20 protein-coding genes and 1 riboswitch are annotated in these 23,809 nt (G+C 37.3%); of the genes, 14 read left to right on the top strand and 6 right to left on the bottom strand.

What is annotated here, in order from left to right:
- Window positions 1-115 precede the first annotated feature (115 nt).
- Together WQ54_RS28355 and WQ54_RS28350 are read right to left on the bottom strand one after the other, a co-directional pair.
- On the bottom strand, window positions 116-1,003 hold the full coding sequence (locus tag WQ54_RS28355) for a LysR family transcriptional regulator (protein WP_046589687.1): 888 nt from the start codon (window positions 1,001-1,003) through the stop codon (window positions 116-118).
- A gap of 125 nt (window positions 1,004-1,128) precedes the next feature.
- On the bottom strand, window positions 1,129-1,350 hold the full coding sequence (locus WQ54_RS28350) for an aspartyl-phosphate phosphatase Spo0E family protein (RefSeq protein WP_046589686.1): 222 nt from the start codon (window positions 1,348-1,350) through the stop codon (window positions 1,129-1,131).
- 378 nt (window positions 1,351-1,728) lie between these two features.
- On the opposite strand from WQ54_RS28350, the gene WQ54_RS28345 reads away from it, so the two are divergent.
- From WQ54_RS28345 to WQ54_RS34040, 3 genes are read left to right on the top strand one after another with little or no spacing between them, the layout of a single operon-like run.
- The gene (locus WQ54_RS28345; protein ID WP_052738025.1) at window positions 1,729-3,288 is read left to right on the top strand and encodes a spore germination protein; all 1,560 of its coding nucleotides are present in this window, start codon (window positions 1,729-1,731) and stop codon (window positions 3,286-3,288) included.
- Between the two features lie 33 nt (window positions 3,289-3,321).
- The gene (locus WQ54_RS28340) at window positions 3,322-4,473 is read left to right on the top strand and encodes a Ger(x)C family spore germination protein (RefSeq protein ID WP_046589684.1); all 1,152 of its coding nucleotides are present in this window, start codon (window positions 3,322-3,324) and stop codon (window positions 4,471-4,473) included.
- Window positions 4,474-4,504: 31 nt separating this feature from the next.
- The gene (locus WQ54_RS34040) at window positions 4,505-4,669 is read left to right on the top strand and encodes a hypothetical protein (RefSeq protein ID WP_156178216.1); all 165 of its coding nucleotides are present in this window, start codon (window positions 4,505-4,507) and stop codon (window positions 4,667-4,669) included.
- 419 nt (window positions 4,670-5,088) lie between these two features.
- On the opposite strand, the gene WQ54_RS28335 is transcribed toward WQ54_RS34040, so the two are convergent.
- Together WQ54_RS28335 and WQ54_RS28330 are read right to left on the bottom strand one after the other, a co-directional pair.
- Window positions 5,089-5,967, bottom strand: a complete 879-nt coding sequence (locus tag WQ54_RS28335; RefSeq protein WP_046589682.1) for a Cof-type HAD-IIB family hydrolase — start codon at window positions 5,965-5,967, stop codon at window positions 5,089-5,091.
- 28 nt (window positions 5,968-5,995) lie between these two features.
- On the bottom strand, window positions 5,996-6,754 hold the full coding sequence (locus WQ54_RS28330) for a DeoR/GlpR family DNA-binding transcription regulator (protein ID WP_046589681.1): 759 nt from the start codon (window positions 6,752-6,754) through the stop codon (window positions 5,996-5,998).
- Window positions 6,755-6,954: 200 nt separating this feature from the next.
- On the opposite strand from WQ54_RS28330, the gene WQ54_RS28325 reads away from it, so the two are divergent.
- Window positions 6,955-8,898 carry a BglG family transcription antiterminator gene (locus WQ54_RS28325; protein ID WP_046589679.1) on the top strand — a complete coding sequence of 648 codons (1,944 nt, stop codon included), beginning with the start codon at window positions 6,955-6,957 and terminating at the stop codon, window positions 8,896-8,898.
- A gap of 253 nt (window positions 8,899-9,151) precedes the next feature.
- Here the strand turns inward: WQ54_RS28325 and WQ54_RS28320 are convergent, their stop codons facing one another.
- On the bottom strand, window positions 9,152-9,517 hold the full coding sequence (locus tag WQ54_RS28320; protein ID WP_046589677.1) for a helix-turn-helix domain-containing protein: 366 nt from the start codon (window positions 9,515-9,517) through the stop codon (window positions 9,152-9,154).
- A 223-nt stretch (window positions 9,518-9,740) separates the two neighbouring features.
- Here WQ54_RS28320 and WQ54_RS28315 point away from each other — a divergent pair, with 223 nt between their 5' ends.
- The 8 genes from WQ54_RS28315 (at window position 9,741) to WQ54_RS28285 (ending at window position 18,623) form a co-directional block, all read left to right on the top strand.
- Window positions 9,741-10,934, top strand: a complete 1,194-nt coding sequence (locus WQ54_RS28315) for an MFS transporter (RefSeq protein ID WP_046589675.1) — start codon at window positions 9,741-9,743, stop codon at window positions 10,932-10,934.
- Window positions 10,935-11,095: 161 nt separating this feature from the next.
- On the top strand, window positions 11,096-11,938 hold the full coding sequence (locus WQ54_RS28310) for an aldo/keto reductase (protein ID WP_046589674.1): 843 nt from the start codon (window positions 11,096-11,098) through the stop codon (window positions 11,936-11,938).
- A 323-nt stretch (window positions 11,939-12,261) separates the two neighbouring features.
- Window positions 12,262-14,208 carry a PTS fructose transporter subunit IIABC gene (locus WQ54_RS28305; RefSeq protein ID WP_046589671.1) on the top strand — a complete coding sequence of 649 codons (1,947 nt, stop codon included), beginning with the start codon at window positions 12,262-12,264 and terminating at the stop codon, window positions 14,206-14,208.
- A gap of 72 nt (window positions 14,209-14,280) precedes the next feature.
- Complete coding sequence (locus WQ54_RS28300; protein ID WP_046589670.1) at window positions 14,281-14,511, top strand: excisionase family DNA-binding protein; 231 nt, start codon at window positions 14,281-14,283, stop codon at window positions 14,509-14,511.
- A 137-nt stretch (window positions 14,512-14,648) separates the two neighbouring features.
- Entirely contained in the window at window positions 14,649-14,879 is a 231-nt protein-coding gene (locus WQ54_RS32265) for a hypothetical protein (RefSeq protein WP_052738024.1), read from the top strand.
- A complete protein-coding gene (locus tag WQ54_RS28295; RefSeq protein ID WP_052738023.1) occupies window positions 14,845-15,618 on the top strand; it encodes an alpha/beta hydrolase in 774 nt (257 codons plus the stop codon). Before WQ54_RS32265 ends, WQ54_RS28295 begins: the two co-directional genes overlap by 35 nt.
- 185 nt (window positions 15,619-15,803) lie before the next feature.
- A complete protein-coding gene (locus tag WQ54_RS28290; RefSeq protein WP_046589781.1) occupies window positions 15,804-16,811 on the top strand; it encodes a BMP family ABC transporter substrate-binding protein in 1,008 nt (335 codons plus the stop codon).
- Between the two features lie 18 nt (window positions 16,812-16,829).
- A complete protein-coding gene (locus tag WQ54_RS28285) occupies window positions 16,830-18,623 on the top strand; it encodes an ATP-binding protein (protein ID WP_046589779.1) in 1,794 nt (597 codons plus the stop codon).
- Between the two features lie 536 nt (window positions 18,624-19,159).
- Here the strand turns inward: WQ54_RS28285 and WQ54_RS28280 are convergent.
- Window positions 19,160-20,839: a glutamine--tRNA ligase/YqeY domain fusion protein gene (locus WQ54_RS28280; protein WP_046589668.1), complete on the bottom strand. Its 1,680-nt coding sequence runs from the start codon at window positions 20,837-20,839 to the stop codon at window positions 19,160-19,162.
- 248 nt (window positions 20,840-21,087) lie between these two features.
- On the opposite strand from WQ54_RS28280, the gene WQ54_RS28275 reads away from it, so the two are divergent.
- Both WQ54_RS28275 and WQ54_RS28270 read left to right on the top strand, forming a co-directional pair.
- On the top strand, window positions 21,088-22,323 hold the full coding sequence (locus tag WQ54_RS28275) for an MFS transporter (RefSeq protein WP_156178214.1): 1,236 nt from the start codon (window positions 21,088-21,090) through the stop codon (window positions 22,321-22,323).
- A gap of 110 nt (window positions 22,324-22,433) precedes the next feature.
- Window positions 22,434-22,543: riboswitch (SAM riboswitch) on the top strand.
- A gap of 141 nt (window positions 22,544-22,684) precedes the next feature.
- On the top strand, window positions 22,685-23,806 hold the full coding sequence (locus WQ54_RS28270; RefSeq protein ID WP_046589666.1) for a sugar ABC transporter substrate-binding protein: 1,122 nt from the start codon (window positions 22,685-22,687) through the stop codon (window positions 23,804-23,806).
- Window positions 23,807-23,809 lie beyond the last annotated feature (3 nt).

Raw genomic sequence — 23,809 nt, 5'->3', positions numbered from 1 at the left:
TTTATCTGAAGTATAGCTTTTATCTATGTAAATGATTTCAAAATAAAAAGAGGATTCATCTAGTGAATCCTCAAAAACATATTTCTGTTGGGTAAGGTATATTTCGTTGTTAGTCTTACAATGGGGCTTTCAAATGTTCCTTCGTAAATTGTAACCATGCCTTTGCTGCATGGGAGAGGTATGTATTTTTCCCCCAAATAAGGGCAAGATTCCAGCTAATGGATGGCTCTATTACCCTTACTGCCCGGACATTTCTATTGAGATGGCGGCAAATGCTTTCTGGAAGCAAAGAGACGCCAAGTTTCGAGGCAACCATTTCTTCAATAAATGCCCATTGTGAGCTTTCAGAAATAATATGCGGATTAAAGCCAGTCTGATTGCAGGCAGAGATAATATGATCATTCAATACAAAGTCTTTGTTGAACAAAATAAACGATTCATTTGCTAGTTCTGCTAAATGTACTTCATTTTTTTCAGCTAAAGTATGGGAAGGATGAATGATTAGCTTCAAGTCTTCTTCCATAAAAGCAAAATGTTCAAAGATGTCATCCTTTGTTGGAAGCACAACAACACCAGCATCAAGAATATGTTTATCCACATCATCTTCAATTCTTTTTGATCCGTCCTCAACAAACTGGAAGGTGATCCCAGGGTATATTTCATGAAAACTTCCAATGATCTTGAGAAAAGCATGGGCATCAAAAATTGGGGGCAAACCGATTCTAATATGGCCTTTTTTCAAACCTAAAAGATTGTCTACTTCAATTTCTAAATTAGTAAACGCTTTGTCGATCAATTTTGCTTGTTCTAATATAGTTTGTCCCGTATCTGTTAAAAGCAGCTTCTTTCGGGAGCGGTCAAATAATGTCACTCCTAATTCCTCTTCAAGATTTTTAATCATTTTACTAATCGTAGGCTGAGTAATAAACAATGACTCAGCTGCACGTGAAAAGCTGCCCATATTGGCCACTTCAATAAAATATTGTAATTGTTTAATATCCATAGATCCACCTGCCTTATTTCAAACGGGCAGCCACCTACCTAAGATGGGGGAGAAGCAAAGGAAAAGGCAGGTAATATAACTTCCCGAATATCCAATAAGTTTCACTTTATCATGAAGTCTGAATTTCAAGTAGTTGAAAGGTGATAAGCATTGACAGGTGCATTAAATGGTTTGTTTACTTTTGTTTTGAGTAATAATTGTGTTTCAAATATTAATCGGTCTAATTCTTCGCTGTATTTAATTGTTTCAGGATTATTGATTCCTTTTGTTTGCGCAGTAACAATCATCAATTTTCTAACTAAGTTAATTTTATTAGTCAATTCAGAGTGCTCATCTATATTCATCATTTTTATAGCTCCCACAACAATTATATTAATTATATCCTTTATTATTAATGATTTTGATAGATTTTGAAATGCTTTCGACAATTCTTCTATGAAAAAGACATTTTTTTCTCTACCATTCCTAGTAGATTGACAAAAAGAATCAAATAGATCCAAAAAGAACCAAAATATCTTACTTGTTTTTTAACAATGAAGTTTTTTATGTTAATGTCTGCAGCTGATTACTAAACGTGTTTACCAGAGCTGAATTTTAAATGTTAAAGTTCGCATAACATGGATAAATTCGGAAAAGATAAATTCAACTAGAAAAGAATTGAAAAGGTGAATTAACGGTATATATTTCAATAGTCGGTATAGCAAGTTGGTTAGGGAGGTGTGTTTATGAGTATAAATAGGTGGATGAAGCTGCTTAGATCAACACAAAAGGTTATGAATAAAGATGCTAAAAAACAGCAAAGTGAAACAGATTTTTTAACAGGAATCATTGAGGAAGATTTTTATAAAATTAAACGATTGTTTGAAGGCTCTTTTGATTTTACGTTTCGAAAATTTGAAATAAATAATGCGTATACAGCTATTGTTTTGTATCTTGATGGTCTAGTAGATATGAAAAGAATGGAAAATACTATCTTAGAGCCGTTATTAAACCAAAATGAGGATTTTCTGAAAAAGAGTCAGTTAACCCTCAAGGATATTGAAGATGAAATCAGCTCAAGCCAAGTAAAGAAAGGGGAAACGATCCAACAAATTGCTGATCACCTCTTTATTGGCGGGACCGTGTTAATCATCAATGGATTTAAACAAGCTCTATTTATAAGTGAGCAGTCTTGGCCGCAGCGTTCCATTGATGAACCGGCTTCAGAGGCTGTTGTTTTAGGGCCGAGGGAGGGCTTTACAGAAAATATTCGCGCGAATACAAGTATGATACGCAGAAGAATCCGTACACCACAGCTAAAATTAGAAAGCATGAAGGTTGGCAGACTTTCTAAAACAGAAGTGATTATCACGTACGTTGATGGTATAGCGGAGGAATCATTAGTTAAGGAAGTGCGAAAAAGGCTGCAACAAATAAATATAGATGCGATTGAGGATAGTGGATATATTATTGAATTTATTGAAGAGAAGCCCTATTCGGTATTTCCGCAGGTTTTACAAACAGAAAGACCAGACCGGGTTGTCGGCAATCTTCTTGAAGGAAGAATAGGGATCATTGTTGAAAACAGCCCCTTTGCTCTGGTTGTACCGGTAACCTTCTTCCAAATGATGGCTTCCCCGGAGGATTATTATGGAAGGTTCATGATGTCTTCCTTTATTCGGTTTATTCGTTATTTATTTTTATTAATTGCTTTATTGTTCCCTTCTATTTACATAGCTGTAACAACATTTCACCAGGAATTATTACCAACAAACCTGTTGTTTAGTGTTGCAGCTTCAAGGGAAAAAGTTCCCTTCCCAGCGGTTGTAGAAGCCTTATTAATGGAAATTACCTTTGAGGCTTTAAGGGAAGCGGGTTTGAGGCTGCCGAGACCAATTGGATCAACGGTTAGTATTGTTGGCGCCTTAGTTATTGGTCAAGCCGCAGTTGAGGCAGGAATTGTGTCGGCACCACTTGTTATCGTTGTATCGATTACCGGGATTGCTTCGTTTATGTTTCCCAGCTATAGCATGACAGGGGCCATTCGTCTGCTTCGTTTTTTAATGATGTTTCTTGCAGCCTTGCTCGGCTTTTACGGAATTCTTCTAGGGGTATTTTTTATCCTTGTTCACCTTGTTCAGCTCAGATCATTTGGTGTCCCTTACTTAGCGCCAATTGCTCCATTCAATTTTAATAACCTCAAGGATCTCTTTATACGGGCGCCTTGGTGGAAAATGGATGAACGGCCTGAACAGGTGGGAAAAAAGAATTTGAAAAGGCTTGGTGCACAGAATCGTAAAAACTAGACGTTCTCTTAAAATAGGCAGGATGGTGCTAAGATGAAAACCACTAAATTTTTATTTATTTTGCTCATCTCATTCTTCTTGCTGACTGGGTGCTGGAATCGAATTGAGATCAATGATATTGCTATTGTTACTGCTGTTGGAATAGATCTTATAGAGGATGAAGAAATTCGTTTAACTCTTCAAGTAGCGATTCCTTCAAAGCTTGGACCAACTACTGGACCGGCTGGCAGCGGGGAAAATAGTACATTTATGATTTCAGATACTGGCAAAACATTCTCTGAAGCCTATCGACATCTTCAAGGGAAACTGTCAAGACGAATCTTTTTTTCACATAGCAGGGTGTTATTAATTGGGGAAGACTTTGCAAGGAAAGGAGTCTCCTCTATTCTCGATTTCTATTCAAGGTATCATGAGCCTAGGATGAATAGTTATATTATGTTTACAAAAGGAAATGCCTTTGAAGTCATTAAAAACAAACCTAGTTTAGAGAGTGTTACTGCTGAAGAGACAAGAGAACTTACAAAACTAAGTGTAGGGCTTTCAATCAATATTAAAGAATTTTTAGATATGTATCTTACAGAAGGGCTGGAACCTGTAGCTCCTCAATTTGCTACAGAGCCTTTGGAAGTAAAAGTTAAAGAGAAATCAGAAGAAACGCAAGCGATCATAGGTGCAGCAGTATTTAAGGGAGATAAATTAGTAGGATGGATGAACGACTCTGAAACGAGAGGGATTCTATGGTTAAGGGATCAAATGAATCTTGGCGTCATAACAGTCAAGGTAGAAGAGGAGAAAGGCGGCGGCAATATTAGTGCCAATATTATTCGATCTGAAACAAAAATTGTTCCTGAAATTAAAAAAGGCGAAGTCAAAATAAACGTGAATACGACTTCAGAGATGAATGTAATGGAGAATGCTTCAGATTTAGATTTAAATAATTCGAAAAACATTGAGAAATTACAGGAACAACTTGAAAAAGAAATTCAGACTAGAATTCAAGAAGTATTAGTTAAAGCGAAGGATGACATAGGCTCAGATATTTTTGGCTTTGGTGAAGCTGTATACAAAAAATACCCAAAACAGTGGAATGAAAAATATAAAAAGGATTGGAATGAAAGGTTTAAAGAACTAGACGTTTCGGTTCATCCAAATGTATATGTAAGAAGAATCGGCTTAACGAAATAGGACTCATATCAATTAAAAGAAGGATTGGTCTATGTTTAAGATTATACTTATCGTGGTCATCTTTATTATTATTTTTGCTAGTGAAATACCGAAATTAATAAAGAAAAAGGAGATTAAAGAACTGCTTGTCTTTTCCTTTTTAGGGCTAATCGGGTTTATTTTGAGTATTTTAGTGGTCTTACGGTCTTTTATTTAGGCTGTTTTTGAAAACTTTTTGCTATTTACAAACTAGTGCAGATTGGATATCTCCACTCCAGAAGCTCGCTTTACGCTAGGCATACATGGTGAGCTCCTTTGCGTAAACGTCTGTGTGGCCAACAAGACTGTCCCGCTGCTACCTTGTCTTGCTGCAGCGCCCAGCCCCTCCAGGGTTTAGCCGCTCTTGAATTAAAGACAATGAACGTATTCTATTCAAGAGCGGCTTATTTGCCTAAGGCTGAACAGGGGCTTCTGCATTGCGAATCAGGTATTTCAAAGCCGAAACAGAAGAATAATGTTCAATTTTACATTAGAGCGAACCACAGGTGTTCTGTTACTCTCTGCGGTTCGCTTTTCTTGTATTTTAAAATAGGAACTAGTATCTGCTCAAGTATTGGGAGTTGGTACCTAGCGGTTTTATGCAAAATTTGTTAATGTACTTTCCATTGCTGCACGGATGACTTTTGCAACTCCATGCTCATCATTTGTAAAGGTGACTTCATCACATATTTCTTTAACCTCATGTCTTGCATTCCCCATTGCAACACTTTTGCCAGCTAGTTCTAGCATCGAAACATCATTCATGCTGTCCCCAATTGCCACAGTGCTGGTAATTGGGATGCCTAATTTTTCGGAAAGCTTCCTTAATGCAATTCCTTTTGATGCGTCTTTGTGTTCCAGTTCAAAATTATGATGGGCAGAGGAGACGATGGTCAGCCCATCGATGTGACCAAACTTCTTCCAGCCTGCATCAAGCTTCTCTTCGAAAAATGAAAAGGCAAGGATGTTATAAAGGTCAGCACCTGATTCTTCAATTTCCTTATAAGAGTGAATGAAGGAAAAGCCTGTTTGACTAAATTGTTTGACTAAGGCTTCCTTTAACTCCGATATGTGAACGTCCGGGTTTGCACTTTTAATACGATCAATCTCAATTTCCAAAAGCTCTCTTCCTTTTTGAGGAGTATAGATGCATTCATTACTAAAAACTTCGTAATAATAGCCATCCTCTTCTAATGAACGTAAAATGTCATAAGCTAGAGCAGGTTCAATTGGCTGTGAATGATAAAGATTACCTTCAGGGTCATGAATTGTAGCACCGTTTGCCCCGATTACCCAAGTTTTCACGCCAGTATTTTCAAACAAGGCTTTTACATCAAAATGGGCACGACCTGTTGCAATTACAATCTCGATTCCTGCTTGTCTGGCTGCCTTTATGGCTTCAAGGTTTTCCGGGCTTATTTTGCTTTTACTAGTTAGAAGCGTGCCATCTAGGTCAATCGCAATCAATTTTGTCATGGTTAAAAACCCTCCTGCAATAATTTGATTAAAGAGCTATCAGTAATTCCACCCCATGTTTTTTAAGTAACTCTTGAAAACTCTCATCGGGTTCTTGATCTGTGATAAATAAATCAATATCTTGCAAGGTTGAACAGCGAAAATAGCCAGTTACTCCAATTTTCGTGTGGTCGGCTAAAAGGATAACCTGGTCTGCCTGCTGCATCATTTTGTGCATAACCATCCCATCTTCTTCATGGGCAACAGTGATGCCATTTTCAGAGAGGCCATAACAGCCTATAAATGTTTTGTCTACATGATATTGGGAAAGCTTTTCAATGACGGATGTTCCAAATAAATAACGATGCTCCTTATGAAATTCACCACCAAGCAATTGAATACGAGCATGAGGATTTTTTGATAAGAGATCTGCTTGGTTAATGGAATTGGTGACAATGGTACATTCAAGTTCCATTAAATGTTCAGCACAAGCCTGTACGGTTGTGGAGGTATCGAGAATAATCGTATCACCGCTATTTATTAGTTCTGCAGCTTTTTTACCGATCCGTTTCTTTTCTTCTGAGACAAGGCTTAGACGATTAGAATAGTCCTTAATGATATGTTTAGTAGAAGGGAGAATAGCTCCGCCACGTGTCCTTATAATTGCTTTTTCTTCCTCGAGTCTTACTAAGTCCCTTCTCGCCGTATCCCTTGAAATATCAAAGATTTTGCAAATTTCGTCAACAGATATTCGTTTTTCTTTTTTTAAATAATCAATAATCAAACGTAATCTTTCTTCTTGGTACATGTCATCAGCCTGCTTCTTCTTAAGTATTTATAAGTATATATAAGCATTTGTAATTAATTATAAGGTGTTTTCCGCCATACAGCAAGGTGAATGATTCTGTAGGTAAGTAATTACCTTCTGCTTTTGGTTTTACATTGTTACATATGGTATAAAGGGAATAGGAATAATGCAGGAGTTACAACGTTGAAATAGGTGAAAGCATGAATGAAAGACAAAAGGAAATCCTAATGATTTTATTAACCGAAATTGGAAAGCCGTTGTTTGTTCAATCGATTGCGGAACGTATTGGGTATTCAGAGAAAACAGTCCGCAATGATTTTAAAATCATTGAAACCTTCTTAAACGGCCATTTAACTGCTAAGCTGGTACGTAAACCTGGCTTAGGTGTTTACATAGAAATTGATGAAGTGGAAAAGACTCAGCTTTTTAAAATGCTTCAGGAGACAAGTTCGATGCAGAAGGATGTTGAGGAGTCTTTTCGGGTTATGCAAATTGCTTATCAGTTATTAATGAGTAAAGCGCCTGTTTCAGCTCAGGAGATTGCTGAAAAATATTATGTGAATAAATCCGTTATCAAAAAAGATTTAGATACGATTGAAAAGTGGCTGGATCAAAAAGGCTTAACTTTAGTTTCAAAGCAGAAGGTCGGGGTAAGTGTTGAAGGGACAGAAACAAATAAAAGAAAGGCACTTGCCCAATTACCAGAACTGAACAAGGATACAGCAGAGGGCGCCGACTTTATCTCAAAGCAGTTTTCTTCCCATGAAATAACGATTATTCAAGGAGAACTAAATGATTTCCAGCGACAATACTCACTATTTTTTACAGATGAAACAACTGAAAGATTAGTTATTCATATTCTCATGATGATCAGAAGAACGAAGCTGGGACAAGCGATATCACTAGCTAAGCAAGAACTTGAGTATCTTTCTGAGAAACAGGAATTTAAATGGGCCTCCACATTTTTAAAAAAATTAGAAATCATTTTTGTTGTGCATTTTTCAGAGGAAGAAATCGCGTATTTCACGCTTCATTTATTAGGTGGAAGGCACCGCCTTCCAAAGCATCATGGAACAAGTGAAAAGACTGATGATTTGCAAGGGCGTGACCAGCATGCGGCAATTATCGAGGATCTTCTCAAGCAAATGACAGAACTAACAAAGCTTGATTTTACGGATGATGACTCATTAAGAGAAGGACTATCCATCCATTTATATTCAGCTTTAAATCGGATAAAATTTGGTCTTACTGTCTCAAACCCGATGCTTAATGAAATAAAAAGAATGTACCCATATATATTTGATTCTGTTATTCATGTCATCGAGGAACTCAACAACAAGTTTTCTATTTCCATTCCTGAGGAAGAGGCTGCATATTTAACCATTCATTTTCAAGCTTCGATTGAGCGGCTTCGCCAAAATCATAGAAACAAATTGAATGCCATTATTGTTTGTCATATGGGGATTGGGATGTCCCAATTGCTAAATGTAAAGCTTGAGAAAAAATTTCAATCACTTAACATCATTGATAGTATCGCAAAAGCTGATTTACGAGAATATTTAGACCATCATAATCTAGACCTTATTATCTCAACCATTGATCTAGTCGGCTTAAAAATTCCTCATATAGTCATTTCTCCTTTATTAGAAGGAGCAGAAGAAAAGAGACTAAAAGAATTTATAGCCCAACAAACAGCTGGCGCAAATCAATTGAATTCTGCATTGGTTCAGTATGTCGAAACATCTGCTTTGTTCTTACAGTATAGCAGCGAACATCGCTTTAAAATCATTGAGGAGCTTGCTAATGCATTATATGATGGGGGTTTTGTCGGTAAGGAATACGGCTATAGTGCCATCTTAAGAGAAAGAATGTCAGCTACAACGATTGGCTCAGGAATAGCGATTCCGCATGGAAACCCAAAGCTTATTAAGAAGCCTGCTATTGCTGTCGCAGCACTCAAGCATCCGATCGAATGGTCAGGAGAAAATGTTTCATTGGTTTTTATGCTGGCCGTCCCAAATCAAGATCAGCAAACAACAAAGCAGCTGTTTCGTGAGCTATCATCAATAAGTGAGCAGCCAGCACTGCTGAAGAAATTAACTGATGCCAGATCAATTGATCAATTTTTATCATTGCTAAAATGAGACTTTCATAAGCGGAGAATTCTTCAGTCTCACTGATGGATATCCGAGACTATTATGAATAAACTGCCACGACTTTATGTTTCGGCTTACTTGGACAACAAGCTTCGTTGGTCTTAACAGGCAGTTATTCCCCATTTTCTTCTTAACTAGTAGTGGTTACTGCCCATTAAGATTTGTGATAAGGAGATTAAAGAAGACATAAGAGCTGTCTCAACAGGGTCTTGCCCTTACATTTAGAGACAGTCTCTTATGGTTAATCATTATTTAAAATACTTTCCTCTAAGACTGAAAACTTATCTCCGTACACCTTTATGATATGTCTTTCTCCCCAAGCACAAAGAGAATCCAAAATTTCTTTTAAGCTCCAGCCATATTCGCTAAGCTCATACTCTACCTTTGGAGGGATTTGATTATATACGATTCGATTAATAACTCCATCTTCCTCTAACTCACGCAGCTGTTGAGTTAACATTTTCTGTGTAATCGATGGCATGAGACGCTTTAACTCACTGGTTCGTTTTTTCCCATGTGTTAAATGGCAGAGGATGACGCATTTCCATTTTCCTCCTATAACCTCTAAGGTTGCTTCAACTGAAATATTATATTTCTTTTGCTTCATAAAAATCCTCCCATTTAATAGGTACTAAAAAGTACCTATAGAACTTTAAAGTATCTATATCACAAAAAAGTGCGTACTTTTCTTTAAATTCCTTATAGCTCATAATAGCATTTGCCGGCCGATCTTTACCATACTTTCATTATTTTATACGAGCAATAAAACCAAGTCTCACTATAGGTTTTGCTCTAGGATAAACATTTACACGTAAGAAGGAGGAGAAATGATGGCTTTAGATAAAAGACAAAGTACATTCGCGCTGCTCGCATTAGCAGTCAGTGCATTTGCTATAGGAACAACAGAATTTATCAGTGTAGGATTGCTTCCATTAATTGCAGAGGATTTAAACATTCCTGTCACAACGGCGGGGTTAACGGTTTCCTTATATGCATTAGGAGTAACCTTTGGAGCACCGATCCTTACGTCTTTAACATCAAGTATGTCAAGAAAAACGCTGTTACTTTGGATTATGGTTATTTTTATAATAGGTAACGGTCTTGCAGCAAGTGCTACTAGTATTGGCGTTTTATTAGTTGCCCGGATTATTTCTGCATTTTCACATGGTGTCTTTATGTCCATTGGATCTACGATAGCAGCTGATCTGGTGCCAGAGGATCGCAGAGCAAGCGCGATTTCAATTATGTTTACAGGATTGACGGTTGCTACTGTAACAGGTGTACCATTTGGAACGTTTATAGGTCAGCAATTTGGCTGGAGACTGGCCTTTATAGCAATTCTTATTATTGGTGTCGTTGCTTTCGTTGCTAATAGCATGCTTGTCCCGTCAAATTTGCGTAAAGGTAATCGAACAACTTTTCGTGACCAGTTCAAGCTGATAACAAATGGCCGGTTATTACTATTATTCATTATTACGGCTTTAGGCTATGGAGGAACATTTGTTGTCTTTACGTATTTATCTCCATTGCTTCAGGATATAACTGGCTTTGAGGAAAGTACAGTTGCGGTTATATTGCTTGTTTACGGAGTTTCAATTGCGATTGGAAATATGATTGGCGGGAAGTTATCCAATCAAAATCCACTTGGTTCACTGTTTTATATGTTTATTATCCAAGCAATTGTCCTTTTTGTTCTCATGTTCACTGCACCTTTTAAAATAGCAGGTCTTATTACGATTATATTAATGGGTTTACTAGCGTTCATGAACGTGCCGGGACTGCAGGTATATGTCGTCATTCTAGCGGAGCGCTTTGTTCCAAAAGCGGTAGATGTTGCGTCAGCAATCAATATTGCAGCATTTAACGCAGGAATCGCAATTGGTTCTTATTTAGGCGGTATGATTACCGATTCCATTGGGCTTATTCACACCTCATGGATCGGCTCGTTAATGGTTGCAGCTGCTGTCATTTTAACAGGATTAAGCCGGGCGCTCGAACGGAAGGATCGGGTTGTACAATCTTAATTTTTTATAAGAAAACAATGTAAATTCTCATAGCTGACATTGCCATATGTTGATTGGAGACGAAGGCTAATGGCACTGAAAACTCCAATCAACAAACAGGCAAGTAACAGATCTTAAAAGAAAAAAGTATAAAGCATTAAATATCACGGAGGTTATATAAAATGATTAAAAATTTGCAAGATACAACAATTTTGAGTAATGGAGTAAAAATGCCTTGGTTTGGTCTGGGGGTATTTAAAGTAGAGGAAGGCCCTGAACTGATCAATGCGGTTAAATCTGCGATAAAGCATGGCTATCGCAGCATTGATACAGCAGCTATTTATGAGAATGAAGCCGGTGTGGGACAAGCGATTCGGGAAGCTATGGAAGAAACAGGCATAGCTAGAGAAGAATTATTTATAACGTCAAAGGTTTGGAATGCTGATTTAGGATATGAAACTACCATTGCTGCATATGAAGAAAGCTTAAAGAAACTAGGTCTGGATTACTTAGACTTATATCTCATTCATTGGCCGGTGGAAGGAAAATTTAAATCGGCATGGAAAGCATTAGAGACTCTTTATAAAGACGGAAAGATTAAAGCAATAGGTGTAAGTAATTTCCAAATTCACCACCTAGAGGAACTAATGAAGGAATCAGAAATAAAACCGATGGTAAATCAGGTAGAATACCATCCGCGTTTGACACAAAAAGAGCTTCAAGATTTTTGTCAAAAACATGGTATTCAAATGGGGGCATGGTCACCACTTATGCAAGGTCACTTGTTAGATAACGAAATACTAAAAGAAATTGCAGAAAAGCATAATAAATCCATTGCCCAGGTTATTTTACGCTGGGATCTGCAACATGGTGTTGTGACAATACCAAAATCAATAAGAGAACAGCGAATCATTGAAAATGCTTCAATATTTGATTTTGTCTTATCAGATGCAGAAATGGAAAGAATCGACGGTTTAAATCAGGACTTGAGAGTTGGCCCAGATCCTGATAATTTTGATTTTTAATGAAAAGTTAAGCTAAACATAATGAAGAGGCTGTCTCAAAAAAAGGTCGCATGACCCTATCTGAGGCAGTTTCTTTAGTTTTAGTCTTTCATTCATTAAAACTGTTTTGCAATTTCTTTAAGAACCTGGTTAAAAACAACCTTCTCTTAAAAAACAGCCTTTATTAAAAAGAATAATTATGTTTTTGTGATATAAACTACCATAAATATATTCATTTCCCTCCTTTTTTCCGCAGCAACGGTAAAAAAATGATCTTTTTTTGTCGAATTCTTGCCGTATAGTAAATGTAAGCGATTAGAGATTGTACAATAGGAGGTTACAGCATGAAGCTGTTAGCGATTACATCATGCCCGAATGGGATTGCACATACGTATATGGCTGCAGAAAATCTACAAAAAGCAGCTGATAAATTGGGTGTTTCAATGAAGGTTGAAACCCAAGGCTCCATTGGAGTAGAAAACGAATTTACTGAAAAGGATATCATGGAAGCTGATGGGATTATTATAGCTGCTGATAAAACAGTAAATAAGGATCGTTTTGCAGGTAAAAAGCTATTAGTTGTTGGTGTTCAAGAAGGGATTCGCAAACCTGAAGAGCTTATCCAAAAGCATATGAAGGGCGAAGTGCCGATCTTTAAAGGGGAAACCAAAAAAGCCGGTGATGACAAGGAGGCGAAGAAGGAGAAGCAAAATCCAATCTATCGTCACTTAATGAATGGTGTTTCCTATATGATTCCATTCATTGTTATCGGTGGTTTATTAATTGCTGTTGCTTTAACACTTGGAGGAGAGAAAACGCCTGGCGGACTGGTGATCCCAGAAGATTCTTTCTGGAAATCAATTGAAAAGCTTGGCGCAGCCTCCTTTACATTCATGATTCCAATTTTATCAGGGTTTATCGCATATAGTATTGCTGACAGACCTGGATTGGCTCCTGGTATGGTTGGCGGCTATATTGCAGCAAATGGCTCTTTTTATGGAAGTGAAGCAGGTGCTGGCTTCATTGGCGGAATTATCGCTGGGTTTTTAGCAGGATATGTAGCATTGGCCATTAAGAAAATGAAGGTGCCAAGAGCAATTCAACCGATTATGCCAATCATTATCATTCCTGTGTTAGCATCATTAATTATTGGATTAGCATTCATATATGTAATTGGTGCACCGGTAGCTCAAGTATTTGAATCATTAACAGCTTGGTTAGCGGGTATGCAAGGCTCAAGCTCCATCTTATTAGCGCTTATTCTTGGCGCAATGATTTCGTTTGACATGGGTGGTCCTGTCAATAAGGTTGCCTTTTTATTCGGATCGGCAATGATTGGTGAAGGGAACTATGAAATTATGGGTCCGATTGCAGCTGCGATCTGTATCCCTCCAATCGGAATGGGGCTTGCGACATTCTTAAACAAAAAGAAATATCAACCATCAGAAAGAGAAGCAGGTAAAGCTTCGTTTACAATGGGGTTATTCGGAATAACTGAAGGGGCTATCCCATTTGCAGCTCAGGATCCATTCCGTGTTATTCCAAGTATCATGGCAGGTTCTATGGTAGGTTCAGTTATTGCGATGATTGGTAATGTAGGAGATCGTGTTGCACATGGAGGTCCAATCGTTGCGGTGCTTGGTGCGGTAGATAATGTCATCATGTTCTTTGTCGCAATCATAGCTGGTGCATTTGTTGCAGCAATACTAGTAAATATTTTAAAAAGAGATGTAGAGATCGTGGCGATTCCAAACGAGGAGCCAACAGATCACGTTGAAGTTCCTGCCAAAGAGAAACAGCCAGAAAAAGATGATCAAGCAGCTGGCGATGAAGTTAAGAAATTAACGGATCTTACAAGCATGGAGCTGATTGATACAAATCTAGACGGCCTATCTCGAGACGATATTATTGATGAAATGATTGCGAAGCTAGACGCTGAAGGGGTACTAACATCAAGAGAAGAGTTTAAACAAGCCATATTAAACCGTGAAAATGAAAGCTCAACTGGTATTGGCATGAACATCGCGATTCCCCATGGTAAATCAGATGCAGTCACGAAACCGAGAGTGGTATTTGGTATTAAGCAGGATGGTGTGGACTGGAAAAGTCTTGATGGAACGGAAGCAAAATTGATCTTTATGATTGCCGTACCAAAAACGGGCCAGGGTGATGCACATTTGAAAATTCTGCAAATGTTGTCTCGAAAATTAATGGATGATCATTTTAGAGATCAATTATTAGCAGCTAAATCAAAAGAAGAAGCTTTTGCTCTGTTAAATGAAATTGAATAAGATTGCATCTTTACATTTTCAGCCTTTCCTAATAATCTTATTAGGGAAGGCTTTTTTAAAGGGTGAATAATGATGTATTTAACCATTTCTGAAACGGCAGAATATTTATCACTGTCAGAAGAAATTGTGACAAGTTTAGTGCTGCAAAAGAAAATTAGAGCTATATATGATGGAGAGCAGTATCTTATTTACAAAGACCAATTTGAAACTCATTTTGAGCAGTTAGAAAAGTACAAAACATTATATGATGAATATATGAAAGAACCGATTCCAGAGGATGTAGATGTCAAGGATGAGGATTAATGAAGAGAAAAAGAACTGGGTTTTTACTGTTAGAGCCCAGTTCTTTTTATTTTAGTCAAATCGCTAAATCTACTGTCATTTATTATTAATTAATGTTATTATTATTGATAATAATAATAAAAAGAGGAGAGTCATGTATGAACTCTATCGTAGAAGAATCGGTTAGTTTCAGAAGTGACGTCACATTAAAAGGTACACTGGCACGTCCTAATACAGAAGCATATCAGAATCCAGCGATTATTATTATAAACGGTTCAGGTGGGGCAGATAGGGATGGAAATATGAAGAAGCCTGCCCTTATGTCAGATTTATACAAAGAGCTCGCCCCGTTTTTTGACAGATTTAGGCTTTGTTACGTTGCGATATGATAAACGCTCAATCGGTGAAAGTGAAGGAGACCCAAAAACAAGCGGAATGCTTGATTTAGTTAATGACATAAAAAGTGCCATCAACTTTTTGAGGAATCACCCTAAAGTTAACAGTGATCAGATCATTTTACTTGGTCATAGTGAAGGGTGTATTTTGGCAACAAAGGTAAATGAAACACTCCCTGTTACAGGATTAGTACTGCTCGCAGGGGCAGGCACAAATTTAAAAGAACCAATTATTTATCAAAATCGTCAAACAATCAAGGAAATAAAGAACCTCAAAGGCATAAAAGGAAAGTTGTTAAGGCTTCTTGTTAAAGAACATAAAATTGCAAAGCAGATTGAAGAGCTTTTTAGCAAAATGGAAGGCTCAACCGGTGATACAATCAGGTTTAAGATGAAAAAGATGCCGGCAAAGTGGTTTAGAGAGCATTTCCTTTATCGTTCTGAAGATGTCCTCGAGGCCTTGAAACAGGCGAATTGTCCAATTTTTGCTATAACAGGGGATAAGGATGTTCAGGTAAATTTGGAAGATTTAAAACGAATTGACGATCTTGAAAAACCAAATACAAAGACAGTGGTCATTAAAAACATGGACCATATGCTGAAGGAATTTAAAGGAGAGAAAACGGTTCTGAATTTATTAAAGCAATATAAAAAAGAAGCAAATGAGCCAATACACAAACATTTAAAAGATGAGCTAAGTGACTGGTTAATAAAATACTATGTAAAAAGCTAAATTTATTCGCTTTATAGGCTCTGATCCCTTTATTATTGGGGACGGAGCCTTTCGTTTTGTTCGTCTGTTTTCAATTGTGAAGATTATGTCGAATTGTGTAGATATTTTGAGATATTTGTAGATTGATAATGCTTTGTTCGTTATAATGGTTAAGGAGGATGGTATATGATAAGGGGAGAAAAAAGTTGCAGCAATCAAAACAACTTAGAATAATAGGGTTTATTACGCTGATTGTTGTTATCGCTCTAGTAGGAACAATTGTGCTGAAAACGAAAGGGATTATGCTAGAGGCAGAGACTAGCTCTAGCAGGACAATAGAAAAAACAAAGGTGACGATTCTTACCTCAGACGTTGTAGCTGATCAAAGCTGGGGAAGCCTTGCCTATAAAGGCCAGCTTAAAATAGAAGAACAGTTCCCGGTGAATGTTACACTATATAGTGAAGTCAATACGGAAAAATTAATGTTTCAAACGATCAAAAAAGCCATTCAAGATGGATCTAAGCTGATTATTGGCCATGGCCGGGAGTTTTCAGAGGTTTTTGCAACCTCAGCCCTAACCAATCCGGATGTGCGATTTGTGACCATACATGGGACAGCAAAATATCCTAACCAAACGGTTTACACCTTTGACCAGGGTGAAATTGAGTATTTTGCAGGGTTAGCTGCTGCTCTTAAGACGAAGACTAATAGAGTAGGGGTTATTAATCCAACGAAATCAGGAGATGAGTATCCTGAATTTGAAACAGGTTTGGCCTATTATAAACCAGAAGTAAGTATTTATACGAAGGTTGTTGGAAGCAGAGATGATGGCAAAAAGGCTGTTGAGTTGATGAAGGAGTTACTTGCTGAAGGTGTTGATGTTATTTATAGCAAGGGCAATTCCTATAATCGTGATGTGATTGACTTGGCAAAAAAAGAGAATGTATATGTGATCGGTTATCTTGATGATCAATCCTACATGGGGAAAGAACATGTTTTAACAAGTGTAATGAATGATGTTTCACAAACTTATGTAGCAATTATGAATGATTTTTTTAGCGAAAAGGGTATGAATTCTGGTAAAGTTATATTAAATGAAAGCCATGGAGTCTATAGTTTAGCTCCTTTTGGACCAATGTTTACGGAAAAAGAGATTCAATTTATCAAAAAAGAGATGAAGAAGTATGATCGCAGGGAATTAATGTTTCCTTAGAGGAGGAAAGGAATTGTGATGAAGAAATTAAGTAGAAATATGTCTTTTCGAACGAAGATTCTCACAATTCTTCTTTTATTAACCGTTGTGCTAAGCGGCTTTTCGCTTATCTTAGTCCAATCAATAGAAGACATTACCCAGGTTAGTAATAAAATCAAGGAGCGAAACATCCCTGAGCTTGTTTGGCTTTCTCAGCTGGAGAAAGAGCTGGATGTCAAAGAATACATTGTTAAAAATGCTATCAAAAACGAGATGTGCTGTGAGTTGACCAAGGAGTATCAAGCATATGCTTCTTCTGATCTTACGGAGAGAAATGAGGATTCAATTCCTAAATCCCTCGAGCCTTTAATAAAAAGCATTAATCTATTGGATTTCATAATTATCAATAATGTTCAAGGACTTCTCAATTATAATGATAAAAAAGCTGCAGAGGAGTATATTACTACCCAGTATCTCCCGCAGCTTACTGAGTTAAAGAAAGATTTAGAAGCAGCTAAGGAAGCGTCCTATTCGCGACTAGATGGACACTCTAATTCATTTACTGATATTATAAAGAATTCCTTGTGGCTGTTAATATTATTAACCACAGGTGCAATTGCTTTATCTATTTTTGTATCTTACAGGATTAGTGCCAGTTTAACGAAACCAATCGAAACAATGATCGATAAAGTGGACCTGATTGCAAATGGGAGATATGGATTAACGCTTGATTCCCCAAATCAGCTAGAACTGCAGCATTTAACCCATTCCATTAACCAAATGTCAAGCAGGCTGCAAGAATCGTTTAATACGATCTTAAATGACAAAATGTATCGTGAGCAAATTTTGAACTCCTTGCCTGTAGGAATCATTACAATCAATGATCAGACCTCTGAAATATCGTTGAACACAGCAGCCGTTAAGCTGCTGCATACAAATGAACTTCAGGTAAAACAGCTGGCTTCTAGTTATCACAATCAAGAGAATGAGCTGTTTTGGAGCATATTGTCGTCAAAGAAAAATGACAAGCATACGAAGGTGCCTTTTACTACTTCTGAAGATGAACGCTTTCTATTAGTGTCGCAAACAGAATTATTAAATCAAAACCACCTCGTGATTGGCCGGATTATCAACTTTATTGACATTACAGAGACAGATAAACTGGAGAAACGTATTCATCAATCTGAAAAGCTGGCGGCTGTAGGGGAAATGGCTGCAGGGGCCGCACATGAGATTCGCAATCCGCTTGCAGTTGTCCACGGTTTTTTATCGTTAATGAATCAATCCTTTTCAGAACAGGATAAAAGCAAGTATCATTTGTCTCTCATTATGAAGGAGATTGAACGTATTAACGTTATTATTGAAGAAATGCTGCTATTATCAAAGCCGGGGGCACCAATTAAAAGAGAAACCTATCTTGAGGATATTTTAGGTGATTTCCTGCCGCTGATTATTCATTCATCTGAGGAAGTTGAATTTACTATCAAATTGGATCGTATTCCTTTGGAAGTAGATGCCAAGCAAATCAAACAGGTTTTCCATAATATGATCCGAAACAGCATAGAAGCGATGGGGGGAAAGGGTGTTATCTCGATTTCTTCACAGGTAACTGACAAGGACTATCAAATCTTTTTAAAAGATTCAGGTCCGGGCATTCCTGCTTCTATTATGGATTCCCTATTCGAGCCTTTTTCTAGTTCAAAGGAAAATGGTACTGGTTTAGGGCTTACGATCGTCAAGCGGATTGTGGAAAATCATGGTGGCTGTATTAAATTGTATGAAACATCAGATGCTGGCACTACTTTCCTTATAAGCTTGCCACTAACAAAATAAAAAACAGAATCCTTTTGGGAAAAGGATTCTGTTAAGATGTGGCATAATTAATTTTTGTCAAAGAGAAAAGAGATTCCTTGTTGAAATGGTATTGAATCTTCTTGGAAGCGCTTATGCTGGGCGGAACTATTGTTGAAGTGGTAGCAAAAGTGCTTGAGATCGGTTTTTAAGGCCACAATTCTTGTTGAATCGATAAGTAAAAGTGCTTGAGAGTGGATCTGAAGACCAAAACTCTTGTTGAATCGATAGTAAAAGTCCATGAGAGAGGTTCTGAAGACCAAAACTCTTGTTGAATCGATAGAAAAAGTGCTTGAGAGCGGTTCTGAAGACCAAATTTCTTTTAGAATTGGTAGCAAATGTCTTTGAGCGAGGTTCTAAATGCCAAAACTCTCGTAGAATTGGCAGCAAAAGTCGTTGCTAATGCCTCTTAAGAACAAGCAATAAAAAGTTAATTATTTTTCCTTAATAAAACTGAAAATGACGTGTGAATTGTCACACGTCATTTCTTTTATTTCGGTACTCTGTTTTTTTTGCATTTATTTTAGTTTAAACGAGCTCTTTAAAGATACAATTCTGTTAAAGACCTTTTTTTCTTGAGTAGATTGTTTAGGGTCAACATTAAAGTATCCGTGACGGAAAAATTGGAATTTATCATGTTCTTTACTATCTTTCATATTAGGCTCGATGAACCCTTGTAAAACTTCTAGTGAGTTTTTATTAACATAATCGAGGAATGTTTTTTCCTCATTGTTATCCACGTCTGTTTCGACATCTTCATTTTCACTATTATCAAGAATCAATGGTTCATATAAGCGGAATTCTGCAGGAATTGCATGCTTTGCATCAACCCAATGCAATGTACCTTTTACTTTACGTCCAGTAAAACCTGTACCGCTCTTTGTTTCAGGATCATAAGTACAATGGATTTCAATGACATTTCCAGCTTCATCTTTAATAACTTCCTCACATTTGATGAAGTAGGCATGTTTTAAACGCACTTCATTTCCAGGGAAGAGACGGAAATATTTTTTAGGAGGATCCTCCATAAAGTCTTCCTGCTCAATGTAAATTTCACGAGAAAATGGAATTTGTCTCATCCCCATTTCAGGTACTTCCGGGTTAATTTCTGCGTCCAGCATCTCAACTTGATCTTCAGGATAGTTCGTAATGACAACCTTCAATGGCTTTAAAATTCCCATTGTACGTGGAGCTTTTAACTTTAAGTCTTCTCTTACGAAGTGCTCAAGCATTGCCTCATCAACCGCTGAAGATCCTTTAGATACACCAGTTTCCTTGACAAATTCACGGATGGCTTCAGGTGTATATCCTTTTCTTCTTAAACCTGAAATGGTTGGCATTCGTGGATCATCCCAGCCGTCAACGAAGTTTTCATCAACAAGTTGCTTTAGCTTACGTTTACTCATGACAGTATTTCTAATGCCTAAACGCCCAAATTCGATTTGCTGCGGTTTATTTTCCATTTCACATTCTTCAATTACCCAGTTATAAAGAGGTCGTTGATCTTCAAATTCTGTTGTGCATAATGAATGGGTAATTCCTTCAATGGCATCCTCTAGCGGATGGGCGAAGGCATACATCGGATAAATGCACCATGCATCACCAGTATTATGGTGTGTTGCATGTGAGATCCGGTAAATAACAGGATCACGCAAATTTATATTAGGTGAAGACATATCAATTTTTGCACGAAGCACTTTCTCACCATTGGCGAATTCACCATTACGCATTCTTTCAAATAAAGCTAAGTTTTCATCAACCGAACGATTTCGATATGGGCTTTCTTTTCCTGGCTCAGTAAGTGTACCGCGATATTGCCTAATTTCATCTGCTGTTAAGTCATCTACATATGCTTTTCCCTTATTAATAAGGAGAACAGCACGATTGTACATTTCTTCAAAGTAATCAGAGGCAAAAAACAAACCATCCCATTGGTAGCCAAGCCATTCTACATCTTTCTTAATCGCTTCAACGAATTCAGTATCTTCCTTTAATGGGTTTGTATCATCAAAGCGTAAGTTTGTTTTTCCATTAAAGTCATCAGCTAATCCAAAATTAATGACGATCGATTTTGCATGACCAATGTGTAAGTATCCGTTAGGCTCTGGAGGGAAACGAGTATAGACATAATCACGTTTTCCTGTTTCAAGATCCTCTTTAATGATGCTTTTAATAAAGTTTGAGGAATTGTGTTCCAAATCAGATCAAACCTTTCTTTTATATGTAAAAATAAGTTCTGCCTTCCATTATACCAATTCATAAGCAAAAGGTTAATTTTCGAAATGAATTTTATGATAATAGTATATATATTTACATGAATCGTTCATCTGTATACGAGCTGAATGAAAATAAAAATCTATAAAAAGGAATTTTTTGGGTGAGGGGGAATTATGATATATGGTGTGTGTTTGAAAGTATTCTGTATATGGCAGAGTGGAGGAAAAATATGAAACGAGAATCAAGTTTTAAGGAGTTTCTGCGGAATCGGTTTGTAAGAGCTATATTGCTTTCGGGTTTATTTTTGCAGATTGGAATTTGGGTAAGGAATTTTGCTGTTCTATTATTTATCATGGAGCAAACAAACGAGGACCCTTTTGCTGTCTCGATGATTTCTGTTGCAGAGTATGCACCTATCTTTATTTTTTCCATAATAGGCGGAACATTCGCGGACCGGTGGAAACCCAAACAAACGATGGTATGGTGTGATATCTTAAGTGCACTTTCGGTTTTTGCTGTATTAGTAACATTGGTATTTTCAACATGGCAAGTTGTCTTTTTTGCAATGCTTATATCGTCAATTCTATCGCAATTTTCACAGCCATCAGGAATGAAACTGTTCAAGGTTCATGTTCCAGAGGAGCAGCTTCAAATGGGAATGTCCATTTATCAAACGATGTTTGCTCTTTTTATGATTATTGGTCCTGTAATAGGAACGATTATTTATCAACAATTTGGCATTGAAATATCAATCGCCATCACGGGTGTAATGTTCTTGCTTTCAGCTACGGCGCTTATGTTCCTTCCTGCTGATAAGATCGTAGATAGGTCGTCTGTGAAAACAACTGTGTTGGATGAGTTTGTTCAGGGATTTAAGTATGTGGCAAAAAATAGATTCTTAACGATATTAGGAACCAATTTCTTTGTTGCAGGTTTAGCTATTGGCTTAATCCAACCATTAGGAATCTTCATTGTGACGGAACAACTTTTAATGGAAAAAGAATTCATTCAATGGTTTATGGCAATAAACGGCGTAGCTATGATTATTGGCGGAGGCATTGCCTTAGCATTATCAAAAAAAATTACGCCTATTCGAATGCTTGCTGCGGGTATGATTGTAAATTCAGTCATGATTTCAATTATAGGATTTTCAGAGATTCTTTGGCTCTCTTTAATCGCCCAGTTTTTTACCGGATTAATGATGCCGGCGATTCAAATTAGTATAAATACAATGATTTTGCAAAATGCAGAGGAATCGTTTGTTGGTCGGGTAAATGGGATCATGACACCGTTATTTATGGGAGCAATGGTGCTAATGATGAGCTTAGCCGGTGTATTAAAAACATGGATAGGCCTTGTTATATCTTACCAAGTTTCTGCTATATGCATGATCATAGGCGTAATTCTTGTTCTCCCGCTCGTCATGGAAAAGCCGGTGAAAAAGCAGATAAAGGCAAATGTATAGTGATCAATCATGTTATCCCTTTTTGAAAATTATCAAAAAAATAGTTGACAAGACTTCTATACCCGATTAAAGTAAATATATTCTTAATTTTACTTAATTGCATAGTAAATCTCTTATCAAGAGTGGCAGAGGGACTGGCCCTATGATGCCCGGCAACCGTTCTTTTATAGAATTGGTGCTAATTCCTGCAAAACCTATATTAGGTTTTGAAAGATAAGAGAGGAGACTCCTATATACACATGTGGCGAAACCTCTCTATCTTTGAGAGGTTTTTTTGCGTCTAAATGAACTTAATTACCTCGAGTTCAAGAGTAAAGGAAGAAAAAATGATAACAAAAATAGAAAAGGGGAGTTTACAAACATGAAAAACAGACGATTTAACTCTGCATTTATTTTCATACTTGTCCTTACATTGTTCGTAACAGGCTGTTCTTCAAATGGAGCTGAAACAGCTGAACCTGTAAAAGGGAATCCAAACGTATCATTGGAAAATGTTCCAGAACGCTTTGCTAAGGGTGAAGGAGCAAAAATTAAAGTCATCCGTAAAATCGGCGGTGATGATCATACAGCACAATTTTTAGCTGGTGCGAAGGAAGAAGGTGAAGCATTAGGCTTCCAAGTTGATGTATTTACCGCAAATGGAGATACAGCAAAATTCCATGATGCAATCGCACAAGGACTTGAAGAGGATTATGATGGATTTATAATTTCTCACGGGGATGATGCAGCAACGGTTAATGCGGTCCAAAAGCTTGTTGATGCTGGAAAAAGCGTAGTTACCTTCGACTCTACTGAAGAATTATCTCAAATCGAAGGTGTAACATTAACTTCACAGGATGATGAAGCACTTGCTACATTAGCATTAGAACAATTAATTAAAGATACAAATGGTGAAGCAAATATAGTGTACCTTTGGGTAGATGGCTTCCCTCCAATGGTAAGACGTAATCAAGTTTATCAAGAAACATTAAATAACAACCCTGGTATCAAAGAAATTGAGCGCTTTGGTGTAGCAGCTGCAGATACTTCGGTGCAAACACAAAATGCAGTAGCTGCGATGCTTAATAAGCATCCAAAGGGTGAAATAGATGCAATCTTTGCTACTTGGGATGCATTTGCTATTGGAGCAGCCCGGGCGATTAAAGAAGCTGGAAGAGATGAAATCAAAATCTATGGAATTGATGTTTCGAATGCAGACCTTCAAGAAATTCAAGATAAAAGGAGCTCTTGGAAATACACAGCAGCCGTTGATCCAAAGCTAATTGGGGCAGTAGATATGAGATTACTAGCTAAAAAGCTAGCTGGTGAGGAAACGCCGCAAACTTATAATCTTGAGGCTTCACTCATTTCTCAAGAGACATTATTAAAAGCAAGCGAACCAGTTAATATGGTGAATCTTGCAAAGACAGTAGAAGGCTGGGGGCAATCAACAGCATTTGAAGAAGAATGGATAAAAACATTAAAAGAATATTATAAAAAATAACAT

This window comes from Bacillus sp. SA1-12, from assembly GCF_000981385.1.
Lineage (GTDB): Bacteria > Bacillota > Bacilli > Bacillales > Bacillaceae > Metabacillus.
The sequence above is the reverse complement of the archived record's forward strand: the minus strand, read 5'-3'. Positions and strand labels throughout refer to the sequence as shown.

Bases quoted from the DNA above. Each gene is read 5' to 3' on its own strand.
- WQ54_RS28355 (WP_046589687.1), bottom strand. From the start codon at position 1,003: ATGGATATTAAACAATTACAATATTTTATTGAAGTGGCCAATATGGGC.
- WQ54_RS28350 (WP_046589686.1), bottom strand. From the start codon at position 1,350: ATGATGAATATAGATGAGCACTCTGAATTGACTAATAAAATTAACTTA.
- WQ54_RS28345 (WP_052738025.1), top strand. From the start codon at position 1,729: ATGAGTATAAATAGGTGGATGAAGCTGCTTAGATCAACACAAAAGGTT.
- WQ54_RS28340 (WP_046589684.1), top strand. From the start codon at position 3,322: ATGAAAACCACTAAATTTTTATTTATTTTGCTCATCTCATTCTTCTTG.
- WQ54_RS34040 (WP_156178216.1), top strand. From the start codon at position 4,505: ATGTTTAAGATTATACTTATCGTGGTCATCTTTATTATTATTTTTGCT.
- WQ54_RS28335 (WP_046589682.1), bottom strand. From the start codon at position 5,967: ATGACAAAATTGATTGCGATTGACCTAGATGGCACGCTTCTAACTAGT.
- WQ54_RS28330 (WP_046589681.1), bottom strand. From the start codon at position 6,754: ATGTACCAAGAAGAAAGATTACGTTTGATTATTGATTATTTAAAAAAA.
- WQ54_RS28325 (WP_046589679.1), top strand. From the start codon at position 6,955: ATGAATGAAAGACAAAAGGAAATCCTAATGATTTTATTAACCGAAATT.
- WQ54_RS28320 (WP_046589677.1), bottom strand. From the start codon at position 9,517: ATGAAGCAAAAGAAATATAATATTTCAGTTGAAGCAACCTTAGAGGTT.
- WQ54_RS28315 (WP_046589675.1), top strand. From the start codon at position 9,741: ATGGCTTTAGATAAAAGACAAAGTACATTCGCGCTGCTCGCATTAGCA.
- WQ54_RS28310 (WP_046589674.1), top strand. From the start codon at position 11,096: ATGATTAAAAATTTGCAAGATACAACAATTTTGAGTAATGGAGTAAAA.
- WQ54_RS28305 (WP_046589671.1), top strand. From the start codon at position 12,262: ATGAAGCTGTTAGCGATTACATCATGCCCGAATGGGATTGCACATACG.
- WQ54_RS28300 (WP_046589670.1), top strand. From the start codon at position 14,281: ATGTATTTAACCATTTCTGAAACGGCAGAATATTTATCACTGTCAGAA.
- WQ54_RS32265 (WP_052738024.1), top strand. From the start codon at position 14,649: ATGAACTCTATCGTAGAAGAATCGGTTAGTTTCAGAAGTGACGTCACA.
- WQ54_RS28285 (WP_046589779.1), top strand. From the start codon at position 16,830: ATGAAGAAATTAAGTAGAAATATGTCTTTTCGAACGAAGATTCTCACA.
- WQ54_RS28275 (WP_156178214.1), top strand. From the start codon at position 21,088: ATGAAACGAGAATCAAGTTTTAAGGAGTTTCTGCGGAATCGGTTTGTA.
- WQ54_RS28270 (WP_046589666.1), top strand. From the start codon at position 22,685: ATGAAAAACAGACGATTTAACTCTGCATTTATTTTCATACTTGTCCTT.